We start from the raw sequence: 26,034 nt of genomic DNA, 5'->3' as shown, positions 1-26,034 counted from the left end.
ACCCTCTAGATGACCTTTCCTCCTTGGTACTTCCCCGAATAAAGCATTTTCGCTGGTTCGTCAAGCCTAAAGAAGACTAGGTGCACTACCCTAGTCCCCTTCCTAAGCTTCGCCTTGTAGAAGGAGGTTAACGCAATAGTTATCTTCCCCCTGTATCCTGCGTCCACCACTGTGGGTGGTGAGACGAACCCGTTCCTGGCAAAGGTGCTCCTCAGCGTCATTGCCCCGGCCACGTCTGCGGGCATCGCCACCTCTTCGCAGGACTCGAACAGGTAAGTCCTTAGGGGCTCAAGCTCTGCGTACTCCTTGAACTCCAGCTCCTTCAAGGAGGAAGCCGAGTCTGGGAGTGTTGCCCCTCCTTCCACCTCGTAGTACTTGTCCCCGCAAATCCTTAAGTCGTAGCCATTTTCTCTAACGCTCTCCTCGGAGAATCCCTTGAAGTTCTTTGCTAAGGAGTAGACGCTCTGGTGGCTCAACATAAGATGATGGCTAATTACAGCTATTAAAGGTCTTCAAGGGTTATTTTCTTTAATACCATAACTTAACGCGTGAAGAGGAATACCCTTGCCAACGCAGTGGAACTCTTCGAGAGGTACAAGAGGACGAGGGAGCCGGAGCTCTTGGATTCCGCGATATCCATACTCGAGGACCTCGAGAAGAAGGACAGCGGGTCCCTCAACCTCTTAGGGCTTTGCTACTTGGAGAAAGGTGACGCCAGGAAGGCCCTCGAAGCCTTTAACGAGGCCTACAAGAGGGCAAAGGACGAGGAGAGCAGGGGAGTTATACTGCTGAACAAGGCAATGGCACTCATGAAGCTGAGGGATTACCAAGAGGCGTACGACGCCCTAAAGGAAGCCATCTCCTTGAGGACTTCGGTAAAGGGAGAGGCAAAGAGGTTGCTGGCGAAGGTATGCTTAGCCAGGGGAGGGAAGTACGTAGAGGAGGCAAAGGACATACTGGAGAGCTTCGAGATACCAAACGAGGACTTGGCCGTCGCGTACATACTCTTGGCGAGGAGGGGCAGGAAGGAATACGTGAAGAAGGCAATAGAGGTGTCGAAGTTCCTGAAGGACGACCGCCTGTTGGCCGAGGCCCTTCTCTCTTCCGGGGAGGAGAAGGACGTTGCAGAAGCCTTAGAGCTCTTCAGGAGGGTGGGGGACCTCAGGGGAGAGGCCAGGGCCCTCCTCGTACTCTCCAAGTACAGGCCGGAGCTGGTATACGAGGCGGCGTCAAAGCTAGAAGAGGTAGAGGACGAGAGCCAGGAACACCTACAGCTGTTGTACGAGGTGTACAAGAGGACTGGGGTAGTGGAGCTCTTGAAGAGGGCCATAACCATTGCTGAGAAGCTGAAGGACCCGCTCTTCCTAGCCAGGGCCTACGTAGAGCTGTCAAAGGTCGAGAACGAGGTGGAGAACTTGAGGTTGGCAGTAAAGTACTACGAGGAATACGTAAGGAGGGCTGAAGGGAAGTGAGGCTAGCCAGGGAGCTAATGGGTTTGGGAGAGGCAATACACGGGGGAGACGTGGAGAGGAGGATACTCGAAAGGCTTAGCAAGGTATTTAAGGATGCGAAGAAGGTGAAGGTAAAGACCAAGTTCTGGGAAGTTAGAAGGGAAGAAGTCTACTTGAACGGGGAGAGGGTAAGGGGAGCCCTAATGCCCTACACCTCGGGCTGTGTCAAGGGCAAGGTGGGCAGGGAAATAAAGGTAGTCAGGATGCCATCCCATCCCTTTGAGCTATCTCAGCCAGAGGGTTACGAGGGGCTTGTAATAGTGGACAACAAGCTTAGGAGGATTTCCCTACCAAAGCCTAGTCCAATAGCCTTCTCCGTGGACAGGGAAGTGGAGGGCTACGTGGAGCTCTGCGGAGAGGCGGAGCTCAAGGAGGCGACGTCCTACAACCTAGAGGTGACGTTAAAGGAGGGGGAGGACTACATCGTGGTGGGGGCACACGTAGACCACTGGCTCACTGGCTTCCACGACAACCTCTTTTCCGTGGAGCTGGCCCTTTCCCTTAGGCCTAGGCTGAGGAACCACGGTCTTAAGCTCGTCTTCTTCTCGTCGGAGGAGGGGCCTAGGTGCTGTACTGGTTCACTCCAGCACCCAAAGGAGGACACTTTAGTCATGATCTCCTTAGACGCCCTATTCCCGGACAGGGTCGTTTTCTCCTCAACCCCAGACCTCTGGGAGCTCTCGTCGTTCTTCAAGGTTAAGAGGGTGGAGATGCCGACGCCTTTCTCCGACCATTTCCCTTATGTGATGGAAGGGTACCCTGCAATGGTCTTGTACAACGACGATTTAATTCCGCTTTACCACTCTGACGCTGACTTGCCAGTCGAGGGAGACGAAGAGTACTTCCTCAAGCTAAAGGCGTCCTTGGAGAGGGCCATAGAGTTCCTGGACTCAAGGGACAGGGAATATCTCGACAGGAAGTTCTTCCTCTACTCCGGGCTTAAGGAGAGGAGGGGGGCAATAGTGCCCAAGGGGTTGACTTCAGTCTTTAAAAGGGCGTGAAGAGAGGGATTTGCGTGGAAGAAACTAAAGGGGCGAGGAGGGAGCAGGAGTGATAGAGTTCGTGGTCTCCAGGGAAATAGACGACCCAGAAAAAGTGTGGAAGGTAGCCAGCGACGTCTACTCAATACCCGAGTTCTGGAAGGGAGTCTCGAAGCTCGAAGTGAGGAGAGTAGGCGACCACTACGAGGGGAAGGTGAGGTTTGCCTTCCCCTCAACCTCTGAGGTGAGGATAACGGTAGACGACAGTAACAGGGTATTGAGGATAGAGTTCTTGAAGGGCATAATCGTCGGGTTTAACGAAGTGAGGGTCACAGAAAGGGAGATATTATCCCATTGGAAGGTCAAGACTTCGCCTCTGATTAGGTTCTTGGAGAGGAGGAACTACCAACACTTCAAACTAGGCGCGGAGCACGCCCTAGAGAGGATAGCGAAAAGGGCCAAGGAAAGTTAAGAGTTTTAATGCGTTGCAGAGATCTAATACTTATGACTGATTACAAAAAGGAGTCCATTGATGAAGTGCTCAGAGAGCTGGGTACGTCGCCAGAGGGTCTCAGCGAAGAGGAGGCAAAGAAGAGGCTGGAGAAGTACGGCTTTAACGAGGTCAAGGAGAAAAAGGTAAATCCCGCCGTCAAGTTCTTGAAGAAGTTCTGGGCCCCAGTACCTTGGATGCTCGAGGTTACCATAGTTTTAACCTACGTGCTGGGAAAGTACCTAGACATGTACATAATAGCCTTCCTCTTGGTATTCAACTCCGTGGTTTCCTTTATCCAAGAGCATAGGGCAGAGAACGCAGTGGAGTTGCTGAGGCAGAAGCTCAGCGTACAAGCAAGGGTGTTGAGGGATGGTAAGTGGAAGCTGATCCCAGCAAAGTTCCTAGTGCCGGGGGACGTAGTGCACATAAGACTTGGCGACATAGTGCCAGCTGACGTCAAGATATTGAAGGGCGAGGTCTCCGTAGACCAGTCTACACTTACAGGGGAGTCGCTCCCCGTGGCTAAGGACAGGGGGAACGTGGCCTACTCAGGGTCGATAGTGAGGAGAGGAGAGGCAGATGGAGTAGTTATAGCTACTGGTGCTAAGACCTACTTCGGCAAGACAACTGAGCTGGTGGAAAAGGCCAGGGCTGAGTCGCACTTGGAGAAGCTAATACTCAATATAGTTAAGTACCTAATTGCCATAGACGTGGTCTTGGTGCTAGCGTTAACAGCGTACTCCCTCATCTCTGGGGTAAGCTTGTCCGACGTCCTACCCTTTTCACTAATAGTGTTAATAGCCTCCGTCCCAGTTGCCCTACCCGCGACCTTTACCATAGCGATGGCCCTTGGTGCCCTGGAGATGTCAAAGAAGGGGATCCTCGTCACTAGGCTTACCGCCGCTGAAGACGCAGCCTCCATGGACGTGCTTAACTTGGACAAGACTGGGACGATAACCGAGAACAGGCTTAGGATTGGAGACCCAGTCCCCTGGGAGGGCTTTGGCAAGGAAGACGTGGTCAAGTACGCCTATATGGCCTCCGATGAGGCTAGCCAAGACCCAATAGACAACGCCGTGATAACGTGCTTGAGGGAGAACAACGTGAAGGTTGAGCGTTACGAAAGGGTAGACTTTAGGCCCTTTGACCCTTCCACCAAGAGGACTGAGGCGGTAGTGAAATTAGAGGGGAAAACGATTAGGGTGACGAAGGGGGCACCCCAGGTAATAGCCCAACTGGCAAACGTAAACGACGAGAGGTACTTCAAGGTCTTGGAGGACTTGGCCTCCAGGGGGTTTAGAACCATCTCAGTGGCAGTAGGAGAGGAAGAGGGAGAGCTGAAGCTCGTGGGGATCCTTCCGCTCTACGACAGGCCGAGGAAGGACAGTAAGCAGTTCATGGAGGAGATCAAGGGCCTAGGCGTGAAGCCCAAGATGATTACAGGGGACAACAAGCTCATAGCAAGGGAGATAGCGAAGGAGGTGGGGATAGGAGAGAGTATATGTAACATAAGGGAAATAAAGACCCTGAGAGAGGAGGAACAAGTCAAAAAGATAGAAGAGTGCGACGTCTTTGCGGAGGTGTATCCCGAGGACAAGTACCTTATAGTCAAGAGCCTTCAGAAGACAGGCCATATAGTAGGCATGACAGGGGACGGGGTAAATGACGCTCCTGCGCTAAAGCAGGCGGAAGTCGGGATAGCGGTGTACAACGCTACCGACGTGGCCAAGGCCTCTGCTAGTATGGTGTTGACCCACGAGGGGCTCACCGACATAGTGGAGGCTATCAGGTCCGGGAGGAAAATATACCAAAGGATGCTGACTTACACCTTGAATAAGATCATCAAGACCCTCCAAGTTGTCTTGTTCCTCACCCTGTCCTTCTTTGTAGTTAGGTTCTTCGTCACAACGCCCTTTGACGTCATACTCTTGCTCTTCTTGAACGACTTCGTCACTATGTCCATCGCTACAGACAACGTTAGGTACTCCAAGTACCCGGAGAGGTGGGACGTCAGGAAACTCATTTCCGCGTCCCTCATCTTGGCGTTCCTGGTGGTGGTCGAGTCCTTCTTTACGCTGTGGGTAGCGTTAGTACAAGGCCTCCATGTAGACGAGATCCACACGTTTGTGTTCGACCTGCTAGTCTTCAGCGGGCAACTCACTGTCTACGTGGTGAGGGAAAGGAGGAGCATGTGGTCTTCTAGGCCAAGCAATTTCCTAATGTCGTCTAGCGTCGCGGACATTGTCTTTACCGTCCTTATCTCCTGGCTGGGCATTTTGGTCACTCCCCTGCCTTTGCTCTACGTGCTAGAGGTATTGGTAGTCTCGTTTGCTTTTGCCGTGGGGATAGACCTAGTGAAAAACGTATCGTTCAAAACGGTGGGAATATGAAGTAACCTTTTAAGTATGGTCTCACACCCTCATCTCAACAAAGCTTATGAGACCCTACCTCCTGCTCGTTTCCTTGGCTCTACTTGCCTTAGGGATCGTGTCCTCTCTTTTTTCGATACAAACCTTCCCCTTTTCCGTTGTTGACTACGGCAACTCGAGCGTAGCTATGCCACCGTCTGGATGGGAGTATCAGTACTGGGCAGTTCTGAGCAAGGGGTATCCCAACTCGACTGTTATCACGAGCAAAGGCGTAACGCAATTCCAAGGGGTCCACCCGCTTAAACTAAACGACACAGAACTGTACATCTATGTGGTGAAAGGATACGTGCAGCCGCTTGCCTACTTGTCTGTGCCATCTATCTTCCTGATCTTTCTGGGGACTGCCTTGGGTTTCAGGGGTACCATATTGCTGATCCAAGAGAGGGAGCTTGGAGAGCTCTCCAGGGGCAATGCAGTGAGCAGTTCGATTTACAAGTACGCGTTAAAGAGGTTCTCGAGCTTAGTCATTTCCTTGGTCGTAGTGGTTGCAGTTGTTGCGCTCTTGGAGACCGTCAAGGAGTTCACTCCCTCTAGCGAACTCCTTAGCCTCTTAACGTTTAACATGGGCCTCAGCAAACAAGGCGTCAGCGTCGACTCCTTGATCCTCACCTCCCTTTCCTACTCGAGTTTTCTGACCGGAATATCCTTCTCCCCCACGGTTTACACTTCCTCCCTCTTGGTGATGTACGCCATTAGGAAGAAGGGGTTCACAATGAGTTTAATACAAAAGTGGAAGTACATCGGTAACGCCTTAGCCTCGTGGGTCATAGGCATAGCCCTACTCTACGCGTTCCACTACAACTTTCCCGTCTTCCCAGTGGGCTCGCCCAACGGCGACCTATTGCCGTATCTGGTTTTACCAGCTGTGTCCCTCTTCTTTTCGTACATAGGCATCTTCGCCAACAGGGTGGTGTACACTGTCCTCTCAACCCCTCCCTTGGTCACTAAGGCCAAGGGCTTAAGCGAGGACATAGTGATGTACCGCCACGTCCTCGGCAACCTCATGGTAGTCACGCTCTCCTCCATATCCTCTGCCCTAGTCGAGATGTTGGTGGCTGAGTTCCTTATAGAGACCATATTCTCGTGGCCAGGGCTCGGCTACCTGCTAGGGACCAGCGTCGACGCCGGGGACATAAGGGTGGTGGAGGGAGTCCTGTTGATCTACTCCACGATAGTTTTGGTCTCTAACTTCCTCGCAGACCTAGTTTACGGAATAGCCGATCCCAGGGTGAGAAGGTGATGAAGCTCAGCCTATTAGCCTTCCTGGCTGTGGTAGCGTTGTCCCTCTTCTTTTCCTTCTACAACTTACCCTATGGCCCACCTCTTACTCCCCCAAGTCCTCAGTTCCCCCTAGGTACTTACGTCAACGGAAAGAACATGGTAAACGTAAATGCAGTTGCCGTGCTGGACACTCTAATCTTCGGAGGGATGGTGGGGGTAATAGAGGTTTCCACTGCATTAGCCTACGGCTTTGTCTCCGCGACCAGCGGGAGGAGAAGGACGGTAATGGTGAGGTTCTTGGACGCGTTCAACTCCATCCCAAGGCTACCCTTCCTCTTCGCCCTAGCCTTGTTCTACGGCTCTTCTGAGGGCACCTTCCTGAGGGCTAACTTCTTCTTGACTGCCCTAATAGTGGCTTTGACGGGCTGGTTCAACTACGCTAGGCAAGTAAGCGAGAAGTTGTACTTCTCCTATTCCCCGCTTTTGACGAAAATACCCGGAGAAGTTCCCCTCTACCTTCTCCTCCCCCAGTACTTGCCCACGCTGGAGGGAATGGGCGTCAAGTTCTTCCTCCCGGCGGTAATTGACGGTATATCCACCTACACTGCCATGGGAGTTATCGCGGGCGTAGGGGATCCGAACTTCCCCACTCTCACTACCCTGTTAAACGCGTCCAGGCTTTTCACTTACTGGTGGCTCTTCTTAGTGCCGGCGCTCTTTAGGGCAATCGTGATAGTAGTGCTCTACGTTATCTCCGATGAGGTGAGCAAAAGGTATGCTTGAGTATTCCTGCGTTACCACTGATAGGCTGAGGTGTTTCAGCCTAAAGCTCTCCAAGGGAGCTAGGGTCGGGGTGCTGGGCCAAAGGGACAGCGGTAAGGAAGACGCGATAAACGTGGCGTTGAGGTTAAAGAAGGCAGTCTCCGGGGACGTGCTTCTGGACGGACAGAGCGTCTTATCCTTAAGCGAAGTCGAAATGAACGAGGTGAGGTGGGCGAGGATTTCTGCGGTATTCTACGATCCATATGCCCCGTTTAACCCAATATACGACGTGGCCTCCCACTTTGCCGAGATAGTCGTGTCCCATGGGCTAGGCGACTACCACGTGGCAGTGGAGTTGGCAAAGGAGTTCCTACGCCTTCTAGGAGGAAAAGAGGAGCTCCTCTATAAGTACCCCCTGGATCTCACACCATTGGAGGCGAAGAAAGTGTCAATAGCCATGGCCTCCTTTTTGGAACCAGACTACATACTCCTCGACGACATAGAGTACAAGCTAAACGACAACGGCAGGGCATCGGTACTGAACGCCTTAATAAACTTGATGGGGACTATTAGCTCTGGTTTCCTTATCTTAGACAATGACCCTGCTGTGTTGTCTAGGCTGTCCAATTACTTCCTAGTCGTGTACAGGGGGGAGGTCGTAGAAGAGGGGGAAGAAGTTGTGTTTCAGCCCTACCACCCCTATACCATGGATCTGCTGAGCGGTAACGTGGGGGAGAGGAACTTGGATGGCAAGGGGTGCAGGTACAGCGAGAACTGCAAGTTCTCCAGCTTCAAGTGCAAAGAGGAGGAACCTAAGTTCACCTCAGTTGGGAAGAGCAATGTAAAGTGTTTCATGTACCCGTGGTGACCATGATAGTCGTAGAGAACTTGAGTTCAAAGAATCTCTACGACGTGTCCATGGTAATTGAGGGAATAACCTGTGTATTGGGCTACTGGGACAAGGACAAGGAACAGCTCGTTAGCGCTGTCTTGGGGAAGACGAAGTTTGAAGGCAAGGTATTCAAGTACCCCGAGGGTACGTTGAGGAGAGAACATGTAAGGGTCATACCAAGGGAAATGGAAAGGATAAACGTAAAGGCGAGCCAGTTCCTCAAGTACTTGGCAAGGAAGTACGGGGGAAACTGCGAGGCGATAATGAGCTTCCTGCAGATAGAGGACAAAAAGATGACCGAGATGGGAGACCTAGAGCTGTTTAAGGTCTACTTGGCGCAAGCGTTCATGGGAAAAGTAAGCTTAATAATCTCAGAGGATTTCCTAGAGCTCTTTGAGGAGCAGGCCAAGGTTAAAGCAATCAAATACCTTGTTAAGACGGCCAGTCTTGTCAAGTCCTCGCTCTTGCTCTTCACAAGTTCCGCGGAGCACTTGGACTTCTGCAATAGGACTTACGTTATCTACGGAGGTAGGGTACTGGAGGAGGGTAAAAGGGAACTCTTCCACCCCTATGCCGTCACTTTGAAGAACTCCACAATATCCTTAGGCAAGCCGATGGAGAGGCTGGAGGTCATAGAGATAGGCAAGCCAAGTGACAGGGGATGTCCATTTCACGAGTACTGCTACGCAACTAAGAACAGCAAAGAGCTCTTTAAGAGATGCGTAATGCATATGCCCCCCATGTTCGTCAAGGATAAGAATAAGGTAGCATGCTGGCTCTACGAGGGCTAACGATTATAAGCTGGCTGCCTTCAGGATAACTATGAAGATAGTAGTTCAAGTTTCAGATTACAACTCGTTAACCAAGGCAATTAGGTCAGTCAATAACTTGAGGAATGAGATGCCAGAAGCCCAAATTGAGGTGGTTTTTCACCAGGACGCAATAAAGGGCTTGACAAAGGACAGCGAGTACAAGGACGCGATACGAGAGCTCCTCAGCAAGGGAATAGAGGTAATGGCGTGCAGGAACAGCATAAACGCCTTTAGTCTAAAGGAGGAGGACCTACAGGGAAACGTCAAGGTGGTGAAGTCTGGAGTAGCTGAGATAGTGAGGAAGCAAGCCGAGGGATGGATCTACCTAAGGTTATAAAAACGCTCTCACCTAATAATCTTGAGTTGAACGAGTTCCAGCAGAAGTTCTTGGAGGCTTATAACTCAAACCCCATGAAGAACTACCTGCTTTCGGCGCCTACGGGCTCCGGCAAGACCTATCTCGCCAAGTACGTCCTAGAGAATAGGGAGAGGATAGCGGTATACGTTTCCCCATTGAAGGCACTAGCCAAGGAGGTGTACGAGGAAGTAAAGGAAAAGAGGAAGGCAAAGTACGTGGACTCGGAAGTCTACGAGGACGACCTGGGCAAGTTCAACGCAGACATCCTCCTCTCTACTTACGAGAAGTTTGACAGCGCCATTAGGCACCAGTACAAGTGGCTGAATGAAGTCAGCGTAGTGCTCATAGACGAAGTCCACAACGTGGAAGGCGAGAGGGGCATGGCTATAGAGAACATAGTCCTCTGGGCCAAGAACAACGACGTCCCCTTGATCTCCCTAAGCGCGACCTTGCCCAACCTCGAGGAGTATAGGAAGTGGTTAAACGCCGAAGTCATCTCCCAGGATAAGAGAGCTGTCCCTCTCCACGAGTGCGTGGCCTACCCGTTTGTGTTGAGGTGCTACGATAACGACTTCAACCTACCGCTAAACTCTTTCGCTCACGTCAGGAACGCAAAGCTACAAGTTCTCCTCTCGGTAATGGAGTACATCAAGAACTTGGGTAAAAACGCCCTCATATTCGCTAGGAGCAGGAAGTCCACAGAGGCATTGAGGGACACCTTGCTCAAGTTCGGCTTCAAGGTCGAGAGGTATCACAGTGGAGTACCTCCAGAGGAGAAGAGGAGGATCATAGACGCCTTAAAGAACGGGGACGTCAACTTCTTGGTTACTACGACAGCGTTGGGCCAAGGTGTGAACTTGCCGGTGTTCGCCACGGTCTTTTACGACATCTACTTGCCCAGCACCGGCGAGAAGGGGGAGTTCAAGGGCTGGAGGGAGCTAGACCTAATGGAGTTCAAGCAGATAGCAGGCAGGGCAGGGAGGCCAAAATACGATAAGGAGGGTATGGCCATAATCGTAGCCAGTTCCATTAGGGAGGCTGAGGAGCTGAGGGGGAAGTTCTTCTCCAACTCCTACCAGACCAAGTTGACATCCTACAAGGTGGAGAACTTGTCCATAGGCATGATCTCCTGGGCAGAGGGGATAGGAGAGAAGGAGTTCTCAGACTTGATTAAGGGTTCTTTGAAGTTCAAGGGAATAAGGAAAGAGGAAGTGGCACAAGTTCTGGAAAGGCTAACTAACCTAAACTTAGTGAAGAGGCACAGCGGGCTATACTTGACCTCCCTCGGAAGGGCGGTGTCGTGGAGCTACATAGACGTCGACTCCCTAGCCTCTTTCCCGATCTCCCAGGAGTCCTTCGACGTGCTTGACGCAGTGGTAAACTCCAGCGCAGTGATGCAGAACTTGAGGGGGTGCAAGGAGGGGAAGGAGCTGCTGAAGAGATGGATCCAGGGGGAGCCCATATCTGACCTCTGCAGGGAGCTCTCCGCTAAGGACATTAACGAGGTAATAGACAACGCCAGGTGGATTTCCTTCGCCCTTTACAGGGTATTGAAGGCCTTGGGCAAGGACTACGAGAAGGCCTACAAGGTCTACGTGCAGATGAAGTACGGTGTGCCCATGGAAGTGGTTAAGCTGGCCCAGTTGGGGCTGGACAGGGAGACCGCCTTGAAGTTAAAGGACGTTGCAAAGGACGATCTAGACCTTTGCGTCAAGGCAGGACTGCCACAGATAAAGCAAGTACTGAAGGAGAGGGGCTACACTGCAGAGGGACTGTGCAGGAAGTACTACTCCACCTATCCTGAAGTGTTCGACATGATGAGGGCTCTCGAAAAGTTTTACGGGAAGGAATTCGAGTTCAAGGAGCTCGCGAACAGGTACGGGAAGGACGTTTTCTATAAGCTCGCCGGAAAGGGCTACATAGCCAAAGCAGGCAGTGGGAAATACGTGGTCAACCTCCCCTAGTTGTTGGTTACAGATAAATGCTGATAAGTAAGAAGACAAATCTCGCCTTTTAAGGCGGAGTTTTAAGGTTTTAAACATGAAAAACATTCCTTTTATGGCGCTTCCTTCTGGTGAACTTAGTCAAGATGAGGAGCGGGAGCCGATTACTTCCGCGATGAGGAAAGCGTTAGAACAATCGTTGTCTATTTCCTGAGGAAGTTGGCAGACGCAACAGCAAAGCTGTGGAACGAGACAAACTACGAGAGGAGGCAACAATTCTTTCAGCAAAAGAATGTCAACTTTAAGGAAAAGTGGTACAAGTATTATGAGAAGTACAAGAAGGTTCTAAGAGCTAACGCTCAAGCTGTTTTCAGAAGAACAACTTGGTCGTCCTTCTTCTCCTTACTAAAGAAAGACCTGTCATTTATCAACCACTTCTCACCACCAAGCTATTGGAAGGACAGTAAGAGAAAATTAATCCTAGTCATTAGGCAAGACCGTTATGAGGTCGACGAAGAAAGGCACGTCATCTCTCTGAAGGATTGGAAATGAAGATGCCCTTTGAAGGTTAAGGTGGTTTGGCGCACAAGGTAGACTGGAGATTCGCGTTGAAGGTAACAACTTTTACGCCCACATTTCGTTGACGTTGGTAGGACTGTAGCAAAGAAAAGCGTAAGCCAATGAAGAACTCTCTCGTCGTCCACGGCGAAAGAGATTCAGTTGAGAGACCTAAAGGTGAGAAGATTGCGTCAATTGACCTTGGCGTAAACGCGTTGGCTACTGTCGTTGTTGAGAACGTACTGTTCTCTTTTACCGCGGTTCAGCAGTGAAGAGCGAACTTCTACTTTGAGAAAAAGATCGCCGAACTCGATGAGTTGAAGAGCGAGACAGAAAAGGTCCAAGAAGTGATAGGGAAGAAGTGCTGAGGGAAAGGAAAAGAATCACTAAGCTTTACCGTAGGCTTCTTCGTTTACAGAACTTTAGTATCTCACTTGGCTAACTCTTTGTGGTCTCTCGGCGTCTCCACAGTTTACTTGGGCTATCCTTACTTCATTCCTAGGATAAGGGTAACAAGTTCACTTCAAATTTGGTCTTATCGCAAGTTGGCGCTATAGTGAATGAGTACGGCATAATCGCGTTTCTAGTTGTTGAGTACAATACTTCGCGGCTCTACGCCTTCCATAACGTTAAGGTTGGCAGAAATCCCAGGAGTGTCGTTAACTGTCCTTTTGGCCGTAAACTTCACAGCGACGTCAACAGTGCGTTAAACATTGTGAAACTAGGAGTGAAGAAGATTGTCAACGCTTTGGCTCTTTCCTTTCTCTTCACATCACGGAGTATCTCCCTTAAAGGGGAGTAACGCCTTAGACCTATGCAGAACCCTCGCAGGGAGGGGAGTAGGTCAGTTGAACGTCAACGCGAAAAGACTATGCCTTCATTTTCTCCGCTAGCTTCCTCATAAACTCCTCCTCGTTAACTACGTACCTCTCGTGTATGCCTTCCCCTATTAGCACGTCCTTCCAGTACGCCTCTACCTTGAACACGAGCCTCTTACCTTCCACCTTCACCAAGGTAGATCTAACCTTTACCTCGCTGTTTATTGGCGTTGGGTGGAGGTGCCTTACGTCCACATGTATGCCCACGGTGGTCTCGCCCTCCTTAGTAAACCTCTTGGCTAAGTTAAAGGAGACGTCCTCCATATATGCTATCATCATAGGCGTCGACAATACGTCCACTGCCCCGGACGAGATCCTGCTCGCGGCGTGTTCTGGTTTTACCGTGAATGTTTTCTCCAGGGATTCTGTCATACTATTAATTTAGGAAAAGCTTTTAAGAAATTAATCTAAGCGTCACTGGGGAATACAGATGGAAGAATCCTAGAAGGCATTAACTTGTCTTACACTTATCCCAACGGTTATGAGGTCTTCAAGGACATCAACGTCTTCACCGGCGATGGCGAACTCGTGTCAATTGTGGGCCCTTCTGGTATAGGTAAGTCCACCCTTCTCAGGATTCTCGGTGGGTTCATAAAGCCCACCTCTGGGGAAGTAAGGCTCATGGGCAAAAAGGTCACCTCTCCCACCCCCAAGATTGCCTTGATTCACCAGTCTATAGCTACTTTTCCCTGGCTCACTGCCCTAGATAACGTGAAGCTGGGGCTGAAGTACAAGAAACTGAGCAAGGAAGAGGAGGACAAAATAGCGAGAAAAATGTTAGAGGTAGTCGGGTTACAAGGGTTCGAGAACTTCTATCCAAAGCAGATGAGCGGCGGGATGAGGCAGAGGGTGGCCATAGCTAGGGCACTGGCAGCAGACCCCTTTGTTCTCCTCATGGACGAGCCCTTCTCTCACCTAGACGAGCTGACCGCAGAGGGGTTGAGGCACGAGGTGCATAACATGATCTTCAATGAGGAGACCTCCTTGCGGTCAGCAGTACTCGTTTCCCATAACCTCACAGAGGTTTTGGAACTCTCGGACAGGATATTTGTGCTCAACAACAGACCAGCGAGCGTGGTAGGAGAGATAAAGGTGGAGCTGGAGAGGCCTAGGAATCCGAAGTCAGAAGAGTTTCAACGATACCTAGACGAGCTCTACAAGCTACTTACTCCCATACCTAAGAAGATAAGGGGGAATGGGAAAAACGATTGACTTGTTCTCCGCTATATTGGCAACTTTGGTTACCTTAGGTAGAGTCTCTATTACTTTGGCGCTGTCAGTGGTTACAGGTTGGCTTTTAGGTTACGCTGCAATAAAGAACAGGATCTTTGAGAACATCTATGTTTCCCTGTCAGAAGTGCTCGAGTCAGTACCGGTAATCACATTCTTCCCAGTGGTCTTAATATTCTTCGTCTACGAGATCGGCGGAGGGCTAGGAGTTGAGCTCGCAGTAATCTTCTTAGTGTTCACAGCAGTAGTTTGGAACATTTGGATGGGGATCTATCAGGCATTTAAGACTGTGCCAGAACACCTGGTTGAGACAGTGGAGAACTATAAGCTAGGTTTCCTAGGAAAGATGTCAAAGCTCTATATCCCCTTTTCAGTCCCTAGGATAGCTGCCAACTTGATCCCAAGCTTCGCCGACGCCTTGTTTTACATAACCGTCAGCGAGGTCTTCAGCGTCGGTGTCCACACCTACCAAGTGTTCGGTATAGGGACCTTAATCTCTAATTACGTGGCCGAGGAAGACTACGGCGATGCCTTAGTGGCGCTAGGAGTCCTCGCAGTGTTCACCACTACGCTAACGCTTTTACTCAGGGAGTTTGCCGCATATTCCGTCAACAAGTACGGCCTAGACACAGAGGCCACGAACTTAGCCCTCAAGAGGGGGAGGTTTAGGATAAGGTACTCCTCCAGGCTCAGCAGCGCTAAGGCTCCCTTGGTAAAGCTGGCCAAGTACGTCAATAGGCCAATAGCTAGGAGGCCTAGGGATGTAATCGAGAATGACGAGAAAAGGAGGAGATTCCCTTGGGGAAAACTCGGAGCAGGCATTGGAATCCTCCTCTTGTTTGCAATGGCGTATTCGGCGTTTCTGGTTGTAAGGAACGTAACCCCCTCCACTTGGGCTTACCTATTCTCGACCCTTCCGCAAGACTTACTGGAGATAGGAGTGGACTACTTGAGGGTGGCTGCCATAGCGTTGGCGTCTCTGGTTATCTCGATATTTTCTGGTTACGCGCTGGTCAGAAGTCGCCTGGCTGAGAGGATAACAATACCTTTAGTCCAGTCCATAGCATCCTTTCCTGCCCCAGCCTATTTTCCGTTACTTTACGGGGCATCCTACCCCGCAGTCTCCAACCTGCTCCATGGCTATACTAACGAGTTCTACGTTCTGCTACTGGGCTTCCTCTCTACGTTTTACTACGTTTTCTACAGCTATTGGCTAGGGGTAAAGAACATACCGTACGAGTACTGGGAGCTGATGGACAACCTGAAGCTATCCTTCTGGCAAAGGATGACCAAAGTAGTCATACCCTCTGCTTTTCCCTATATAGTCGCCGGGCTCTCCAGCACTGTCAACAGCGCGTGGGGAGGGCTGGCAATTGGGGAGTACTGGCCAGACATATATAATAACTATAACCTTGAAGTGAGGACTGGGCTCATGAGGGAGTTGGCTTTAGCTGACGCCAACGGACAACTCGCCCTCGTGGGCTGGCTCTCCCTAATGTTCGCCTTAATCGTCGTAGTCTATTCTATCCTGTTCACCAGGAAGCTAATGGACCTAGCTAGGAAGAAGTACGTAGTGGAAGAAGGAATTTACTCGGCCTAATTTTCGCAAAAAATTTAGTTTCTCTTTTCCTTATCCACTCGAATGATGTGGAATCCGGGAACTGAACAGTGAGGAGAAACACGAACACTGATTTTTTGATTTTCATGTCTAAAAATTGTTAGATAAAAACTTTTTAAACTGTTAAAGTTGTATATATATGAGACGTTATGCCTCCGTTTAATAGAGTTTTAGTCGCGAATAGGGGAGAAATAGCAGTAAGGGTAATGAAGGCAATTAAGGAAATGGGGATGATAGCTATAGCTGTGTACTCGGAGGCGGACAAGTACGCAGTTCACGTCAAGTACGCCGACGAGGCCTACTACATAGGCAAGGCACCTGCACTGGACAGCTACTTGAACATACAACACATCATTGACGCTGCAGAGAAGGCACATGCTGATGCAGTGCATCCAGGCTACGGTTTCCTCTCCGAGAACGCGGAGTTCGCAGAGGCAGTGGAGAAGGCCGGGATGACGTTTATCGGGCCGTCCGCAGAGGTTATGAGAAAGATCAAGGATAAGCTGGATGGGAAGAGGGTAGCTAGGATGGCGGGCGTGCCCATTGCGCCTGGCTCCGATGGGCCAGTGAGCTCCATTGAAGAAGCGTTGAAGCTGGCCGAGAAGATAGGCTACCCCATTATGGTGAAAGCTGCCTCCGGAGGTGGAGGTGTAGGTATAACCAGGGTTGACACCCCAGACCAACTGATGGATGTGTGGGAGAGGAACAAGAGGTTGGCATCGCAAGCGTTCGGGAAGTCTGATCTATATATTGAGAAGTACGCTGTGAACCCAAGGCACATAGAGTTTCAGCTAATCGGTGACAAGTTCGGCAATTACGTAGTCGCGTGGGAAAGGGAGTGTACTATCCAGAGGAGGAATCAGAAGCTGATCGAGGAGGCGCCTTCTCCCGCGCTTAAGATGGAAGAAAGGGAGTCGATGTTTGAGCCAATAATGAAGTTCGGGAAGATAATCAACTACTTCACTTTGGGCACCTTTGAGACGGCCTTCTCCGACGCCACCAGGGAGTTCTACTTCTTGGAACTCAACAAGAGGCTCCAAGTGGAGCACCCTGTCACAGAGATGATATTTAGGGTAGACCTAGTTAAATTGCAGATTAGACTCGCAGCTGGCGAGCCCTTACCCTTCACCCAAGAGGAGCTTAACAAGAGAGTTAGAGGGACAGCGATAGAGTTTAGGATAAACGCTGAGGATCCACTAAACGATTTCTCAGGTAGCTCTGGATTCATCACTTATTACAAGGAACCCACTGGGCCCGGAGTGAGGGTTGACAGCGGAGTTACAACTGGCAGCTACGTACCTCCGTTCTACGACTCCTTAATCTCTAAGTTAATAGTCTACGGCGAGAGCAGGGTGTATGCTATCCAGGCAGGACTTAGGGCCCTAAACGACTACAAGATAGGAGGAGTGAAGACCACCATAGAGCTCTACAAGTGGATTATGCAAGAACCCGACTTCCAGGAGGGCAAGTTCTCCACTTCCTACATAGCGCAGAAAAGGGAGGCCTTCTTGAAGTATTTGAAGCAGCAGGAAGAGATGAGGGTAGCGTTAGCTGCTGAGCTACAGGCAAGGGGACTAATGAGGTCTTCCTCCACTGTACAGACCTCTTCCAATAAGACTAGTAACTCAGCGTGGAAGACATATGGTATTATGTCCCAAGCTTCTCCTAGGGTGATGTGGTAATGAAGCTGTATAGGGCTTACCTAGATACAGGAGACACATACTTGCTTGCCGTAGACTCAAAGGGAGATAAGAGCGTTGTAAAGACAGAGACAAATGAGTTCACAATAGAGTACCTAGGCAAGGGAACGAGGGAGAACGAGTACTTGTTTAAGGTCAACGGGGCAGTCCACAGGGTTTATGTGGACAATGGCTACGTTCTAGTGGACGACGCGAGCGTCCTAAGGCTAGAGAGGCTAACAGAGTTGCCCACAAAAGAGGGCGAGTCGATAGAGGAGTTGATCAAGGGCAGAGAAGGCGAAGTGATATCTCCATTACAAGGCAGGGTAGTCACGATAAGGGTCAAGGAAGGTGACGCAGTGAACAAGGGACAGCCGCTACTGGCCATTGAGGCAATGAAGTCCGAGACCATCATTTCAGCCCCAGTAGCGGGGATAGTGGGGAAAATCCTTGTAAAGCAAGGACAAGGAGTCAAGAAGGGAGACGTGCTCCTGATAATTAAGTGAAAGTCAATTAAATTTTTCCTAATGTTTAAGTAGTAAAAGTATATATTCCCCGTATGGAATGTAAAGGGTGAGGTAAAAATGGCAGTCTCGTCTGAAAAAAGTGGTCTTGACAAGTTAGTGGAACAGTTAAGGGAACTTAAGGCAAAGGCATACCAAGGTGGAGGAGAGGAGAGGATCAAGGCGCAACACCAGAAAGGGAAGCTGACCGCTAGGGAGAGGCTGGCCCTGCTTTTCGACGAGGGGTCTTTTAACGAAGTTATGACCTTTGCCACTACTAAGGCAACGGAGTTCGGCCTTGACAAGAACAGGGTCTACGGAGACGGAGTAGTGACGGGCTGGGGAAAAGTAGAAGGAAGAACCGTGTTCGCCTACGCCCAAGACTTTACGTCTATAGGAGGGACGCTGGGAGAGACACACGCAGCGAAGATAGGTAAGGTTTACGAACTCGCGTTGAAGGTAGGGGCTCCAGTGGTTGGCATTAACGACTCGGGCGGCGCCAGGATCCAGGAGGGAGCTGTGGCGCTTGAGGGCTACGGTCTTGTGTTCAAGTACAACGTATGGGCCTCTGGCGTCATACCGCAGATAACCATCATGGCCGGTCCAGCTGCAGGAGGAGCTGTGTACTCTCCTGCGCTTACTGACTTCATAATCATGATCAAGGGAGACGCGTACTACATGTTTGTGACGGGGCCTGAGATAACTAAGGTAGTCCTAGGAGAGGAAGTGACGTTCCAAGACCTAGGAGGCGCAGTCGTTCACGCTACTAAGTCCGGCGTGGTGCACTTCCTCGCAGAAAGCGAGCAGGAGGCATTACAGATAACAAAGAGGCTCCTTTCATACTTGCCCTCCAACAACATGGAGGAGCCTCCATACATGGACACGGGAGACCCAGCCGACAGGGACGTCAGTGGCGTAGAACAGGTAATGCCGACGGACTCAGCCAAACCCTTTGACATGAAGGAGATCATCTACAGGATAGTGGACAACGGCGAGTTCCTGGAAGTGCACAAGCACTGGGCCCAGAACATAGTTGTGGGCTTTGCAAGGATAGCCGGGAACGTCGTAGGTATTGTGGCCAACAACTCCAACGTGCTCGGAGGGTCTATTGACGTGGATGCCGCAGACAAGGCTGCAAGGTTCATCAGGTTCTGCGACGCCTTCAACATACCGCTAATTAGCATCGTGGACACTCCAGGCTACGTGCCCGGGACGGAGCAGGAGTACAAGGGGATAATAAGGCACGGGGCAAAGATGTTGTACGCCTTTGCGGAAGCAACAGTGCCAAAGGTCACGGTAATAGTGAGGAAGTCCTACGGTGGAGCCCACATAGCTATGAGCATCAAGAGCTTGGGAGCAGACCTAGTGTACGCGTGGCCTACAGCGGAAATCGCTGTAACGGGACCAGAGGGAGCAGTGAGGATCTTGTACAGGAGGGAGATCCAGAACTCCCCCAACTCAGACGAGTTAATAAAGCAGAAGATCGAGGAGTACAGAAGGCTGTTTGCCAACCCCTACTGGGCAGCAGAGAAGGGAATAATAGACGACGTGATTGAGCCAAAGGACACCAGGAGAGTAATAGTAAACGCGTTAAGCATGCTGAAGAACAAGAGGGAGTACAGACCGCCGAAGAAGCACGGGAACATCCCGCTTTAAACTACAAAACGACCAGTTTTTTACCCCTTATTTCACTCTTTACTCCTAGGGCCAGCAAAACCTTCCTTAACTTCTCCAAGGTCTCCTGATCTCCTTCAAACTCCCTTTTTCCGTTAACGTACTCCAGCAATAATTCTTGCAGCCTCCTTTGCAACCTTCTCACCAATCTTCTGTCCCAATAACCCCTTTACTTTCTCCACGTTCATGACCACGTCTTCTGGTCTCTTTATGCCGTTGCTGTAAAGGAGCCTAGCCCTCTTCCTACCCACGCCGGGTATCTGCACTAGGGGTATTAGCTCCTCCTTGATCCCGTCCTTCACTCTCTTGTTTAAGGTCAATAGATTGTCGTAGTGGTCTTCCCTGCCTATGACCTTGGCGATGTGGTAACCGCTGTAGCTCAACCAGTCCATGGTCTCTACTAAGTTCCTCAAGTCTCCAGAGCCTATCTGGTAGCGTTGAAGTATGACGTCCTCGTCCACTTCGTCAATCCAATCGCTCATTATCAACGCCACCTTAATGGCAGACAAGTAGTTGTAGAACTCGTCGTTGTCCTCTGGCTCGTCCACGAATAGGGGACAATACACTTCGTCCAATAGCCTGTCCTTCTCGCTCTTTGAGACACCCATTGAGGGGCCATCTGGAGTGTAGGCCAAGAGGTGGAGGTAAGCCAAGTTACAGCCGACCTCCGACCCGCTTAAGTAGTCCCTCACAATCTTAGCGGTGAACGGGTTGACGTAGAGGTCTGAGACCCTCCTACCAAAGGTGGTCAACCTCAGCTTGTCCTCACCCTCTATGAAGCCGTTCTCCTTGAGCCACTTGACGCCCGATTGGAAGTAGCTCCTCGCTATCTCCTTGTCCAAGAGCGTCTGGTCTACGAAGTCCATCAGCTCCTCTTCGCTTAAGGCCCCCTCGCTGGCCAGGATCCCGAGAACGAACTTGTAGAAGGAGGACTCGTTGCCCAGCTTAGACTCTATGGGCTCTGGGTCTGAAAGTACGTACTTCTTCATTACCCTCTCTACGTTCTTCCTGTCCCTCACGACTATGAGCGACTCGCCGTAGTCGTCGAACCCCGGTCTCCCCGCCCTCCCGCTCATCTGCTTGTACTCCATCACAGATATCTCCTCTTTGTAGCCAATCAGCTTCCTGTTAAAACGGTAGATGTCCCCCACTATGACGACCCTAGCGGGCAAGTTAACTCCAGCTGCCAGGGTAGGGGTGGCTACGATGACCTTCAGCTTCCTCTCCCTGAAAGAGGCCTCTATCACGTCCCTTAGTCCCTTGGACAGACCAGCGTGGTGAAACGCAACTCCCCTCAGCGCCAGTTCGCTCAGCAGTTCCCTCTCACCTTCTCCGCCGTCCTCGACCTCCTTAAACCTCCTTGAGACCTCCAGGAGCTCCTTATCGTTGAGGTCCACTTCCTCCATGGCAACTGCTAGCTTCTTAGCCGTGGTCTCAGCGGTCTTCCTAGAGTTCCTGAACACCAACACTTGTCCCCCGTTCTTAACTACGTGAAGGGTATAGGAGGTTATGGCGTCGTTCCCCCTCAAAGTGAGCACAGTGTTGTCTTGGAAGATAACTGTGCACCCCTTCTTGTCCTCCAGGATTATCCCCTCCTTTAAGGGGACGGGCCTCCAGTTGGTAGCTATGGGCTCGGCGTTGAGCCACGACGCTATTTCCTTGTAGTTGCTCACCGTAGCGCTCAAGGCCAGTAGGTTCCTCTTCTTTGCCCTAACTGCGACGCTCTCCACGACCGGCCCCCTCTCGGAGTCGTTGAGGTAGTGTAGTTCGTCCAGGACGTAATAGGTGACCTCCTTTAACCAACTGGGCCTATGCCTCCAAAGCGAGTCCAACTTCTCGTAGGTGGTCACGATGACGTCGTAGTCCCTTAACCACTCGTCGTCTGTGTCATAGTCGCCAGAGGACATCTCCACCTTCAAGCCCAATCTCTCCCAGTGCTTGAGCGTCGCAAACTTCTCCGAGGTAAGGGCCCTCAAGGGAGTCACGTATACGGCCTTTCCTCCCTCGTCCAAGATCCTGCTTATCATCCCGAGCTCCGCTATCAGCGTCTTACCGGAGCCCGTGGGGGTCGTCACGAGGAGCCTCCTTCCCTCTAAGAGCCCACTCCTAACTGCCTCTGACTGGACAGGGTTTAGCTTAGTTATCCCCCTGGACTTGATTACCTCAATTACCCTCTGGTCTACGTTAAGCTGGTCAACGGGCAGAAACTCCACAAATGCTTTTTAGTTAGCCCAATTAAAAAGCGAAATTGCCTAGCAAGAGAGACTGAACTTCTGTTGACTCACCACGCGAGCTCACGGGTAGCTAGGTTTGAAAGTACGGTAACACGTTCTACAAAAAGTTTATCTAATATAGGGAGGCATATACTATGATGAGCAGATGGACGCCGTAAAGAAGTTGCCCGGCGGTATTATTGAACTGGACATAAGTCAAACCGTAACAATATCCTTCAAGTTAGAGGAAGAGCTTTTAGAAAAGATAGATAGCCTAGTGAAAGAGTTGGGCTACCAAAACAGGAGCGACCTAATCAGGGACGCAATCTACGAGTACATAAGATACCTAGACTCAAAAGGTACAAGGTAAATGTTCATTAGCCTCCTTATATTCGTCGTAGGACTAATCTCGTCCTTCATTGTCGGGGGCAACAACTCCGCAACGGCACTAGGTATACTGGTGTCCACTAATGCACTGAAGAGGAAGTACTCCTACCTAATCAGCGCCGTGAGCATCTTCTTGGGTACTGCCGTTGGCAGCTACACTATGGCGTCCTCAATTTACGGCGAGATTGGAGGGCCTGAGCTGTTGGGGGAGATAACAGTCTTCTCAGCCCTCTTTGCGTCAATAGTAGCCTTCTACTACTTAAACAAGGCTGGTATCCCCTCTTCCCTAAGCCAAATGATATACCCTTCTCTGGCAGTTATTGTACTGGTGTCTAGGGATCTGAACTTCAACTGGTTCAAGTTCTGGTTTACCGTGGTTTCCTGGGGCTTCTCACCCCTCCTTGCCATAGCGTTTTCCCTGGCCATGTACTTCACCCTAAGCAGGATAGTGAGAAAGGAGAAGAACCTACTGAGGGAGATGAGGATATACAAGGTTCTCATAATCTTCTCGTCAGTGTTCACCTCCTTTGTGACGGGGGCAAACGCCATAGGCATCATAGTCTCTGCAGGGTTAGTTGCATTTCCATACTACGTGGTAGCTCCACTTTACGCCCTTGCGGCGGCTCTGGGCATATACTTCAGCTCCAAAAAGGCATCTATAGTCGTGGGGTTCAGAGTGACAAAGCTGGGCTACGTTAGCGCTACCTCAGCCCTGCTTGGAAGCGACGTTATATCCGAGGTATTCACCGTCCTCGGCGTGCCCATATCCATAACTCAGACCACCATGGGAGGGATAATAGGCCTCAGCTTTAGGAGCTTCGGCTACGACGTGAGGAGGCAGTTAAAGCAAGTGGCTAAGGGGTGGGGGACTTCCCCCTTTATCGCCATCATAGCTTCATTAGCAGCCTTTGGGGTCATAAAAAGTATACTAGGCCTTTAGCGTTGCGTACAAGGTCTCTATAGACAAGGAGCTCTCCTCCATGCTGTCCAAGATGTCGTCGAGGAATATTATCACGTCCTTCATCTGTAGGATGCTGATTATATCGCTGTCCTTCTCTATCTCGTATAACCTCTGTATCAATGCGTCCTTTATGTCGTCCCCGTTCCTTTCCAATAGCTGTATCTCCTTCCCTATTTTTACTGCCTCTCCCACGTCCTTCTGGAGCAACGAGATCATGGTGACGAGCTTTTCGGACGCGTCGTTTATCGTGGAGAGGTAGATCATTATGTTGCTTTGGAGGGCAGAGCAGAGCTTCTCGTCAGGCCTCCTGGACGATATTGCCCTTCCGGAGTCCTTTATTGCCTTCATGGTCTCGTAAAGGGACTGGGTCAACATCATCATGGACTCCTTGAAGTCCGGCAGGAAGGCCTCACCGTAGATCATGGAGACCACCTCTTCCCTAATGAGGGCTATCCTCTCGTAGACCCCCTTGATCCTAACCATTTCAGCTAGGGCATCGTTGTAGTTCCTGCGGAATACGTTCTCGTAAAGCGAGGTCAGCCTGTTGGTCCCGTCTTTTATGTTCTCCGCTATCTGCAGTACCTTGGAGAACAGTATTTGTTCTTTATTTAGGGTTAGTTTGATCACAAGAAATCTATCGTTCATCCATTATTAAAAGCTCATTGCCTATCGTCTATTGGGACGTACTTCCTGCCTATCTCGCCAACGTAGATAGCCTTTGGCCTAATTAGCCTGTTGTTCTTGAGGTACTCTATTACGTGGGCCGTCCATCCCACGACCCTAGCTGAGGCAAATACCGTGGGGAACATGTCAGCGTCAAAGCCTAGGGAGTAGAACACTAGGCCAGAGTAGAAGTCAACGTTTGGGTATATCCCCTTGCTCCCCAAATACTTAACGCCTACTTCTTCGACCTTCTGGGCCACTTCGTACAAGTTGTAGATCCCCTTTTCCTTGGTTACGCCTTCAGCGTACCCCTTCAGTATCTTTGCCCTCGGGTCGTAGGTCTTGTAGATCCTGTGGCCGAAGCCCATCAGCCTCTCACCCTTTGCCAGCTTGCTGAGGACGTACTCCTCGGCCTTCTCCTTGTCGCCTATCTCCATGAACTGTTTTAGTGCCTCGCTATTTGCCCCGCCGTGGAGGGGACCCTTGAGCGCCGAAATCCCAGCTACAACAGACGAGTATATGTCGGACAAGGTGGAGGCCACAACGAGACACGCGAAGGTGGAGGCGTTCATCTCGTGGTCCATGTGCAGGATGAGTGCTACGTTCATGGTCTTGCTCTCCAGATCGCTGGGCCTCTTTCCGTTCACCATGTAGTAGAAGTTTTCGGCGTGTGAGAGGGACTCGTCAGGGTGGACAATGTCTTTACCCCGCCTCAACCTCAAGAAATAGGCTATGATAGTCGGTATCTTTGAGGCTATAGATATGGACTTCTCCATGATGCTCGAGCTATCGGTGTCATCCACGCCTAACATGCTTACCGCCGTCCTGAGGACGTCCATGGGGTTGCTGTCCTTTTTTATCTCCATGAGGTACTTCGTCACAGAAGGAGGTAGCTCCCTCTTGGAGGCGAGCTTCTCCCTTATTTCCCCGAGCTCTTCCCTGTTAGGAAGCTTTCCGTACCATATTAGGTAGGCGGTCTCCTCGAAGTTGGAGAACTCCGCCAAGTCGAAAATGGAGTACCCCCTGTAGTAAAGCCTCCCCAGTTCGCCGTCAATGTAGGTTATGCTGGTCTCCTTTACTGCTATGTCCTCAAGTCCTTTCCTTAACTCCAAGCTTAATTTCCCTTATTTTATTCAAAGATAGGCTTTTATCTTTTTTATCCAGTCTCGCCCTGTTGACGAAGTCCTCCAGCGTCGTTATGACCTCCTCTGCAACCTTTACGTTGACGGGGTAAGGGATTCCGTCCTTTCCGCCTATGGCGAACGCGTACTTGAAGGGATCGTAGGGGGTGGTAACCGGGTCGTTATAGGAAGGAGGTTCCCTGTAGATTAGGTCGGCGATCAAGTAGAGGGCCCTAGCGGTCGAGGGCCCTACTCCCTGTAGCAGGGCCTCCTCTAGGCTGTCTGGCTGTTGGCTGTAGACGTTTTCGAGCACTTGCCTAACCCTTTTCACGTCGACTGGCTTCATGTATATTAACTTTGCCTCCCTAGAGATTGCCGCCATCGTACCCCCCTTTGTCCACGCGTCCAAGGTGGACTGTCCCCTCAACGCCGAGAACGCTCTCAAGTAGTCCTCTACTAAGCGCTTCGGGTTCTCCCTAAGGAGGTCAAGCACTAGTTTCCTAGTGCTCGCCTTTTCCTTCTCAACTACGTTTACAGCTATTCCCTTTGTCCCGGAGATTGCCTCGTGGGGGGAAGAGGTGAAGTTCTCAGTCTTCTTCCAGTGGTACCTCCTGGCAAACCTCGTCTCCAAGTTCATGCCCTGCTGGATCACAATCCAGTAACCCCTCTCTGTCACGGCTAAGGAGTGGTGGTAGAGCTGGTGGCCGTCCTGGATCAAGGTCGTGTCTACCTTGGCGATAAGCCTGCTCATCCTGGCTATCTCCTCAGGGTCTACGTCGTATACCTTGGACAGGGCTACCGCCTCCTCGGGCACTTTAAGGGCGTTGCTCCCCTTCCCTCCAAGCACTGCGAAACCCTCTTCCCTGGGATCCACTACGTCCTTTAGGATGCCCATCGTTACGGTCGTAGAGCCTGAGGAGTCCCAGTCCATCGCTATGGCGTTGTTGAATCCCTGGAACCAGAGCGGGTTCGAGAGCCTCTCCAGTACTTTCTCTGGGCCCCACTCCACCACCATGACGTCTATTATTGCCTTTGCCAACCTCCTCATTATTGGCACTAGCCACTCCGGAACCTTCCCAGTGTGTAGAGGTAAGTCAGCTATACCCTCAATTTCCATAGTTATTAATCCCAATGTAGTACTATTAAAC

The 26,034-nt window shown here is 50.8% G+C and carries 26 protein-coding genes; 20 read left to right on the top strand and 6 right to left on the bottom strand.

Annotated features, from left to right (window positions below):
• Positions 1–5: 5 nt before the first annotated feature.
• Positions 6–479: a deoxycytidine triphosphate deaminase gene (locus tag MPF33_00620; GenBank protein ID MCI2413749.1), complete on the bottom strand. Its 474-nt coding sequence runs from the start codon at positions 477–479 to the stop codon at positions 6–8.
• A 69-nt stretch (positions 480–548) separates the two neighbouring features.
• On the opposite strand from MPF33_00620, the gene MPF33_00615 reads away from it, so the two are divergent.
• From MPF33_00615 to MPF33_00555, 13 genes are all read left to right on the top strand, one after another.
• Positions 549–1,472, top strand: coding sequence for a tetratricopeptide repeat protein (locus MPF33_00615; GenBank protein ID MCI2413748.1), 924 nt, complete (start codon positions 549–551; stop codon positions 1,470–1,472).
• Positions 1,469–2,512: a M28 family peptidase gene (locus MPF33_00610; protein ID MCI2413747.1), complete on the top strand. Its 1,044-nt coding sequence runs from the start codon at positions 1,469–1,471 to the stop codon at positions 2,510–2,512. Before MPF33_00615 ends, MPF33_00610 begins: the two co-directional genes overlap by 4 nt.
• 49 nt (positions 2,513–2,561) lie before the next feature.
• On the top strand, positions 2,562–2,963 hold the full coding sequence (locus MPF33_00605; GenBank protein ID MCI2413746.1) for an SRPBCC family protein: 402 nt from the start codon (positions 2,562–2,564) through the stop codon (positions 2,961–2,963).
• Between the two features lie 32 nt (positions 2,964–2,995).
• Positions 2,996–5,374, top strand: coding sequence for a plasma-membrane proton-efflux P-type ATPase (locus MPF33_00600; protein MCI2413745.1), 2,379 nt, complete (start codon positions 2,996–2,998; stop codon positions 5,372–5,374).
• Positions 5,375–5,447: 73 nt separating this feature from the next.
• On the top strand, positions 5,448–6,653 hold the full coding sequence (locus tag MPF33_00595; GenBank protein MCI2413744.1) for an ABC transporter permease: 1,206 nt from the start codon (positions 5,448–5,450) through the stop codon (positions 6,651–6,653).
• On the top strand, positions 6,653–7,417 hold the full coding sequence (locus MPF33_00590; protein MCI2413743.1) for a peptide ABC transporter permease: 765 nt from the start codon (positions 6,653–6,655) through the stop codon (positions 7,415–7,417). The genes MPF33_00595 and MPF33_00590 overlap by 1 nt, the downstream gene beginning before the upstream one ends.
• The gene (locus MPF33_00585) at positions 7,410–8,264 is read left to right on the top strand and encodes an ATP-binding cassette domain-containing protein (protein ID MCI2413742.1); all 855 of its coding nucleotides are present in this window, start codon (positions 7,410–7,412) and stop codon (positions 8,262–8,264) included. Before MPF33_00590 ends, MPF33_00585 begins: the two co-directional genes overlap by 8 nt.
• Before the next feature lie 2 nt (positions 8,265–8,266).
• A complete protein-coding gene (locus tag MPF33_00580) occupies positions 8,267–9,079 on the top strand; it encodes a hypothetical protein (GenBank protein ID MCI2413741.1) in 813 nt (270 codons plus the stop codon).
• Positions 9,080–9,110: 31 nt separating this feature from the next.
• Positions 9,111–9,437, top strand: coding sequence for a DsrE family protein (locus tag MPF33_00575; protein ID MCI2413740.1), 327 nt, complete (start codon positions 9,111–9,113; stop codon positions 9,435–9,437).
• Positions 9,438–9,463: 26 nt separating this feature from the next.
• Entirely contained in the window at positions 9,464–11,422 is a 1,959-nt protein-coding gene (locus MPF33_00570) for a DEAD/DEAH box helicase (protein ID MCI2413739.1), read from the top strand.
• 198 nt (positions 11,423–11,620) lie between these two features.
• Positions 11,621–11,953: a hypothetical protein gene (locus tag MPF33_00565; protein ID MCI2413738.1), complete on the top strand. Its 333-nt coding sequence runs from the start codon at positions 11,621–11,623 to the stop codon at positions 11,951–11,953.
• 128 nt (positions 11,954–12,081) lie between these two features.
• Positions 12,082–12,231: a transposase gene (locus MPF33_00560; GenBank protein MCI2413737.1), complete on the top strand. Its 150-nt coding sequence runs from the start codon at positions 12,082–12,084 to the stop codon at positions 12,229–12,231.
• 257 nt (positions 12,232–12,488) lie between these two features.
• Positions 12,489–12,761, top strand: coding sequence for a transposase (locus MPF33_00555; protein ID MCI2413736.1), 273 nt, complete (start codon positions 12,489–12,491; stop codon positions 12,759–12,761).
• Positions 12,762–12,828: 67 nt separating this feature from the next.
• On the opposite strand, the gene MPF33_00550 is transcribed toward MPF33_00555, so the two are convergent.
• Positions 12,829–13,209: a thioesterase family protein gene (locus MPF33_00550; GenBank protein ID MCI2413735.1), complete on the bottom strand. Its 381-nt coding sequence runs from the start codon at positions 13,207–13,209 to the stop codon at positions 12,829–12,831.
• 126 nt (positions 13,210–13,335) lie between these two features.
• On the opposite strand from MPF33_00550, the gene MPF33_00545 reads away from it, so the two are divergent.
• The 5 genes from MPF33_00545 to MPF33_00525 all read left to right on the top strand — a co-directional run bounded on the left by MPF33_00545 (position 13,336) and on the right by MPF33_00525 (position 19,523).
• Entirely contained in the window at positions 13,336–14,049 is a 714-nt protein-coding gene (locus MPF33_00545; GenBank protein MCI2413734.1) for an ABC transporter ATP-binding protein, read from the top strand.
• Positions 14,033–15,667 (top strand): ABC transporter permease subunit, encoded by a 1,635-nt coding sequence (locus tag MPF33_00540; protein ID MCI2413733.1) that lies wholly within the window; start codon positions 14,033–14,035, stop codon positions 15,665–15,667. The genes MPF33_00545 and MPF33_00540 overlap by 17 nt, the downstream gene beginning before the upstream one ends.
• Before the next feature lie 167 nt (positions 15,668–15,834).
• Complete coding sequence (locus MPF33_00535; protein MCI2413732.1) at positions 15,835–17,367, top strand: acetyl-CoA carboxylase biotin carboxylase subunit; 1,533 nt, start codon at positions 15,835–15,837, stop codon at positions 17,365–17,367.
• Entirely contained in the window at positions 17,367–17,870 is a 504-nt protein-coding gene (locus tag MPF33_00530) for a biotin/lipoyl-binding protein (protein MCI2413731.1), read from the top strand. The genes MPF33_00535 and MPF33_00530 overlap by 1 nt, the downstream gene beginning before the upstream one ends.
• A gap of 78 nt (positions 17,871–17,948) precedes the next feature.
• Entirely contained in the window at positions 17,949–19,523 is a 1,575-nt protein-coding gene (locus MPF33_00525; GenBank protein MCI2413730.1) for an acyl-CoA carboxylase subunit beta, read from the top strand.
• A gap of 113 nt (positions 19,524–19,636) precedes the next feature.
• Here the strand turns inward: MPF33_00525 and MPF33_00520 are convergent, their stop codons facing one another.
• Complete coding sequence (locus MPF33_00520) at positions 19,637–21,754, bottom strand: DEAD/DEAH box helicase (GenBank protein ID MCI2413729.1); 2,118 nt, start codon at positions 21,752–21,754, stop codon at positions 19,637–19,639.
• A gap of 166 nt (positions 21,755–21,920) precedes the next feature.
• On the opposite strand from MPF33_00520, the gene MPF33_00515 reads away from it, so the two are divergent.
• Entirely contained in the window at positions 21,921–22,124 is a 204-nt protein-coding gene (locus MPF33_00515; GenBank protein ID MCI2413728.1) for a ribbon-helix-helix domain-containing protein, read from the top strand.
• Positions 22,125–23,081, top strand: coding sequence for an inorganic phosphate transporter family protein (locus MPF33_00510; protein ID MCI2413727.1), 957 nt, complete (start codon positions 22,125–22,127; stop codon positions 23,079–23,081).
• On the opposite strand, the gene MPF33_00505 is transcribed toward MPF33_00510, so the two are convergent.
• The 3 genes from MPF33_00505 to MPF33_00495 are packed head-to-tail and all read right to left on the bottom strand — an operon-like array spanning position 23,070 to position 26,003.
• Positions 23,070–23,729: a DUF47 family protein gene (locus MPF33_00505; protein ID MCI2413726.1), complete on the bottom strand. Its 660-nt coding sequence runs from the start codon at positions 23,727–23,729 to the stop codon at positions 23,070–23,072. The two genes, MPF33_00510 and MPF33_00505, sit on opposite strands and share 12 nt — an antisense overlap.
• 32 nt (positions 23,730–23,761) lie before the next feature.
• Positions 23,762–24,877 (bottom strand): citrate synthase/methylcitrate synthase, encoded by a 1,116-nt coding sequence (locus MPF33_00500; GenBank protein ID MCI2413725.1) that lies wholly within the window; start codon positions 24,875–24,877, stop codon positions 23,762–23,764.
• Complete coding sequence (locus MPF33_00495) at positions 24,855–26,003, bottom strand: DUF763 domain-containing protein (GenBank protein ID MCI2413724.1); 1,149 nt, start codon at positions 26,001–26,003, stop codon at positions 24,855–24,857. Before MPF33_00495 ends, MPF33_00500 begins: the two co-directional genes overlap by 23 nt.
• Positions 26,004–26,034: the final 31 nt, after the last annotated feature.

Origin of the sequence: Candidatus Aramenus sp. CH1 (genome assembly GCA_022678445.1) — an archaeon.
In the GTDB taxonomy this organism is placed as follows: domain Archaea; phylum Thermoproteota; class Thermoprotei_A; order Sulfolobales; family Sulfolobaceae; genus Aramenus.
The sequence above is the reverse complement of the archived record's forward strand: the minus strand, read 5'-3'. Positions and strand labels throughout refer to the sequence as shown.

Excerpts from the sequence above, each read along its gene's own strand:
- MPF33_00620 (MCI2413749.1), bottom strand. The coding sequence starts at position 479 with ATGTTGAGCCACCAGAGCGTCTACTCCTTAGCAAAGAACTTCAAGGGA.
- MPF33_00600 (MCI2413745.1), top strand. The coding sequence starts at position 2,996 with ATGACTGATTACAAAAAGGAGTCCATTGATGAAGTGCTCAGAGAGCTG.
- MPF33_00590 (MCI2413743.1), top strand. The coding sequence starts at position 6,653 with ATGAAGCTCAGCCTATTAGCCTTCCTGGCTGTGGTAGCGTTGTCCCTC.
- MPF33_00585 (MCI2413742.1), top strand. The coding sequence starts at position 7,410 with ATGCTTGAGTATTCCTGCGTTACCACTGATAGGCTGAGGTGTTTCAGC.
- MPF33_00580 (MCI2413741.1), top strand. The coding sequence starts at position 8,267 with ATGATAGTCGTAGAGAACTTGAGTTCAAAGAATCTCTACGACGTGTCC.
- MPF33_00575 (MCI2413740.1), top strand. The coding sequence starts at position 9,111 with ATGAAGATAGTAGTTCAAGTTTCAGATTACAACTCGTTAACCAAGGCA.
- MPF33_00560 (MCI2413737.1), top strand. The coding sequence starts at position 12,082 with ATGAAGAACTCTCTCGTCGTCCACGGCGAAAGAGATTCAGTTGAGAGA.
- MPF33_00550 (MCI2413735.1), bottom strand. The coding sequence starts at position 13,209 with ATGACAGAATCCCTGGAGAAAACATTCACGGTAAAACCAGAACACGCC.
- MPF33_00540 (MCI2413733.1), top strand. The coding sequence starts at position 14,033 with ATGGGAAAAACGATTGACTTGTTCTCCGCTATATTGGCAACTTTGGTT.
- MPF33_00535 (MCI2413732.1), top strand. The coding sequence starts at position 15,835 with ATGCCTCCGTTTAATAGAGTTTTAGTCGCGAATAGGGGAGAAATAGCA.
- MPF33_00530 (MCI2413731.1), top strand. The coding sequence starts at position 17,367 with ATGAAGCTGTATAGGGCTTACCTAGATACAGGAGACACATACTTGCTT.
- MPF33_00525 (MCI2413730.1), top strand. The coding sequence starts at position 17,949 with ATGGCAGTCTCGTCTGAAAAAAGTGGTCTTGACAAGTTAGTGGAACAG.
- MPF33_00515 (MCI2413728.1), top strand. The coding sequence starts at position 21,921 with ATGGACGCCGTAAAGAAGTTGCCCGGCGGTATTATTGAACTGGACATA.
- MPF33_00510 (MCI2413727.1), top strand. The coding sequence starts at position 22,125 with ATGTTCATTAGCCTCCTTATATTCGTCGTAGGACTAATCTCGTCCTTC.
- MPF33_00495 (MCI2413724.1), bottom strand. The coding sequence starts at position 26,003 with ATGGAAATTGAGGGTATAGCTGACTTACCTCTACACACTGGGAAGGTT.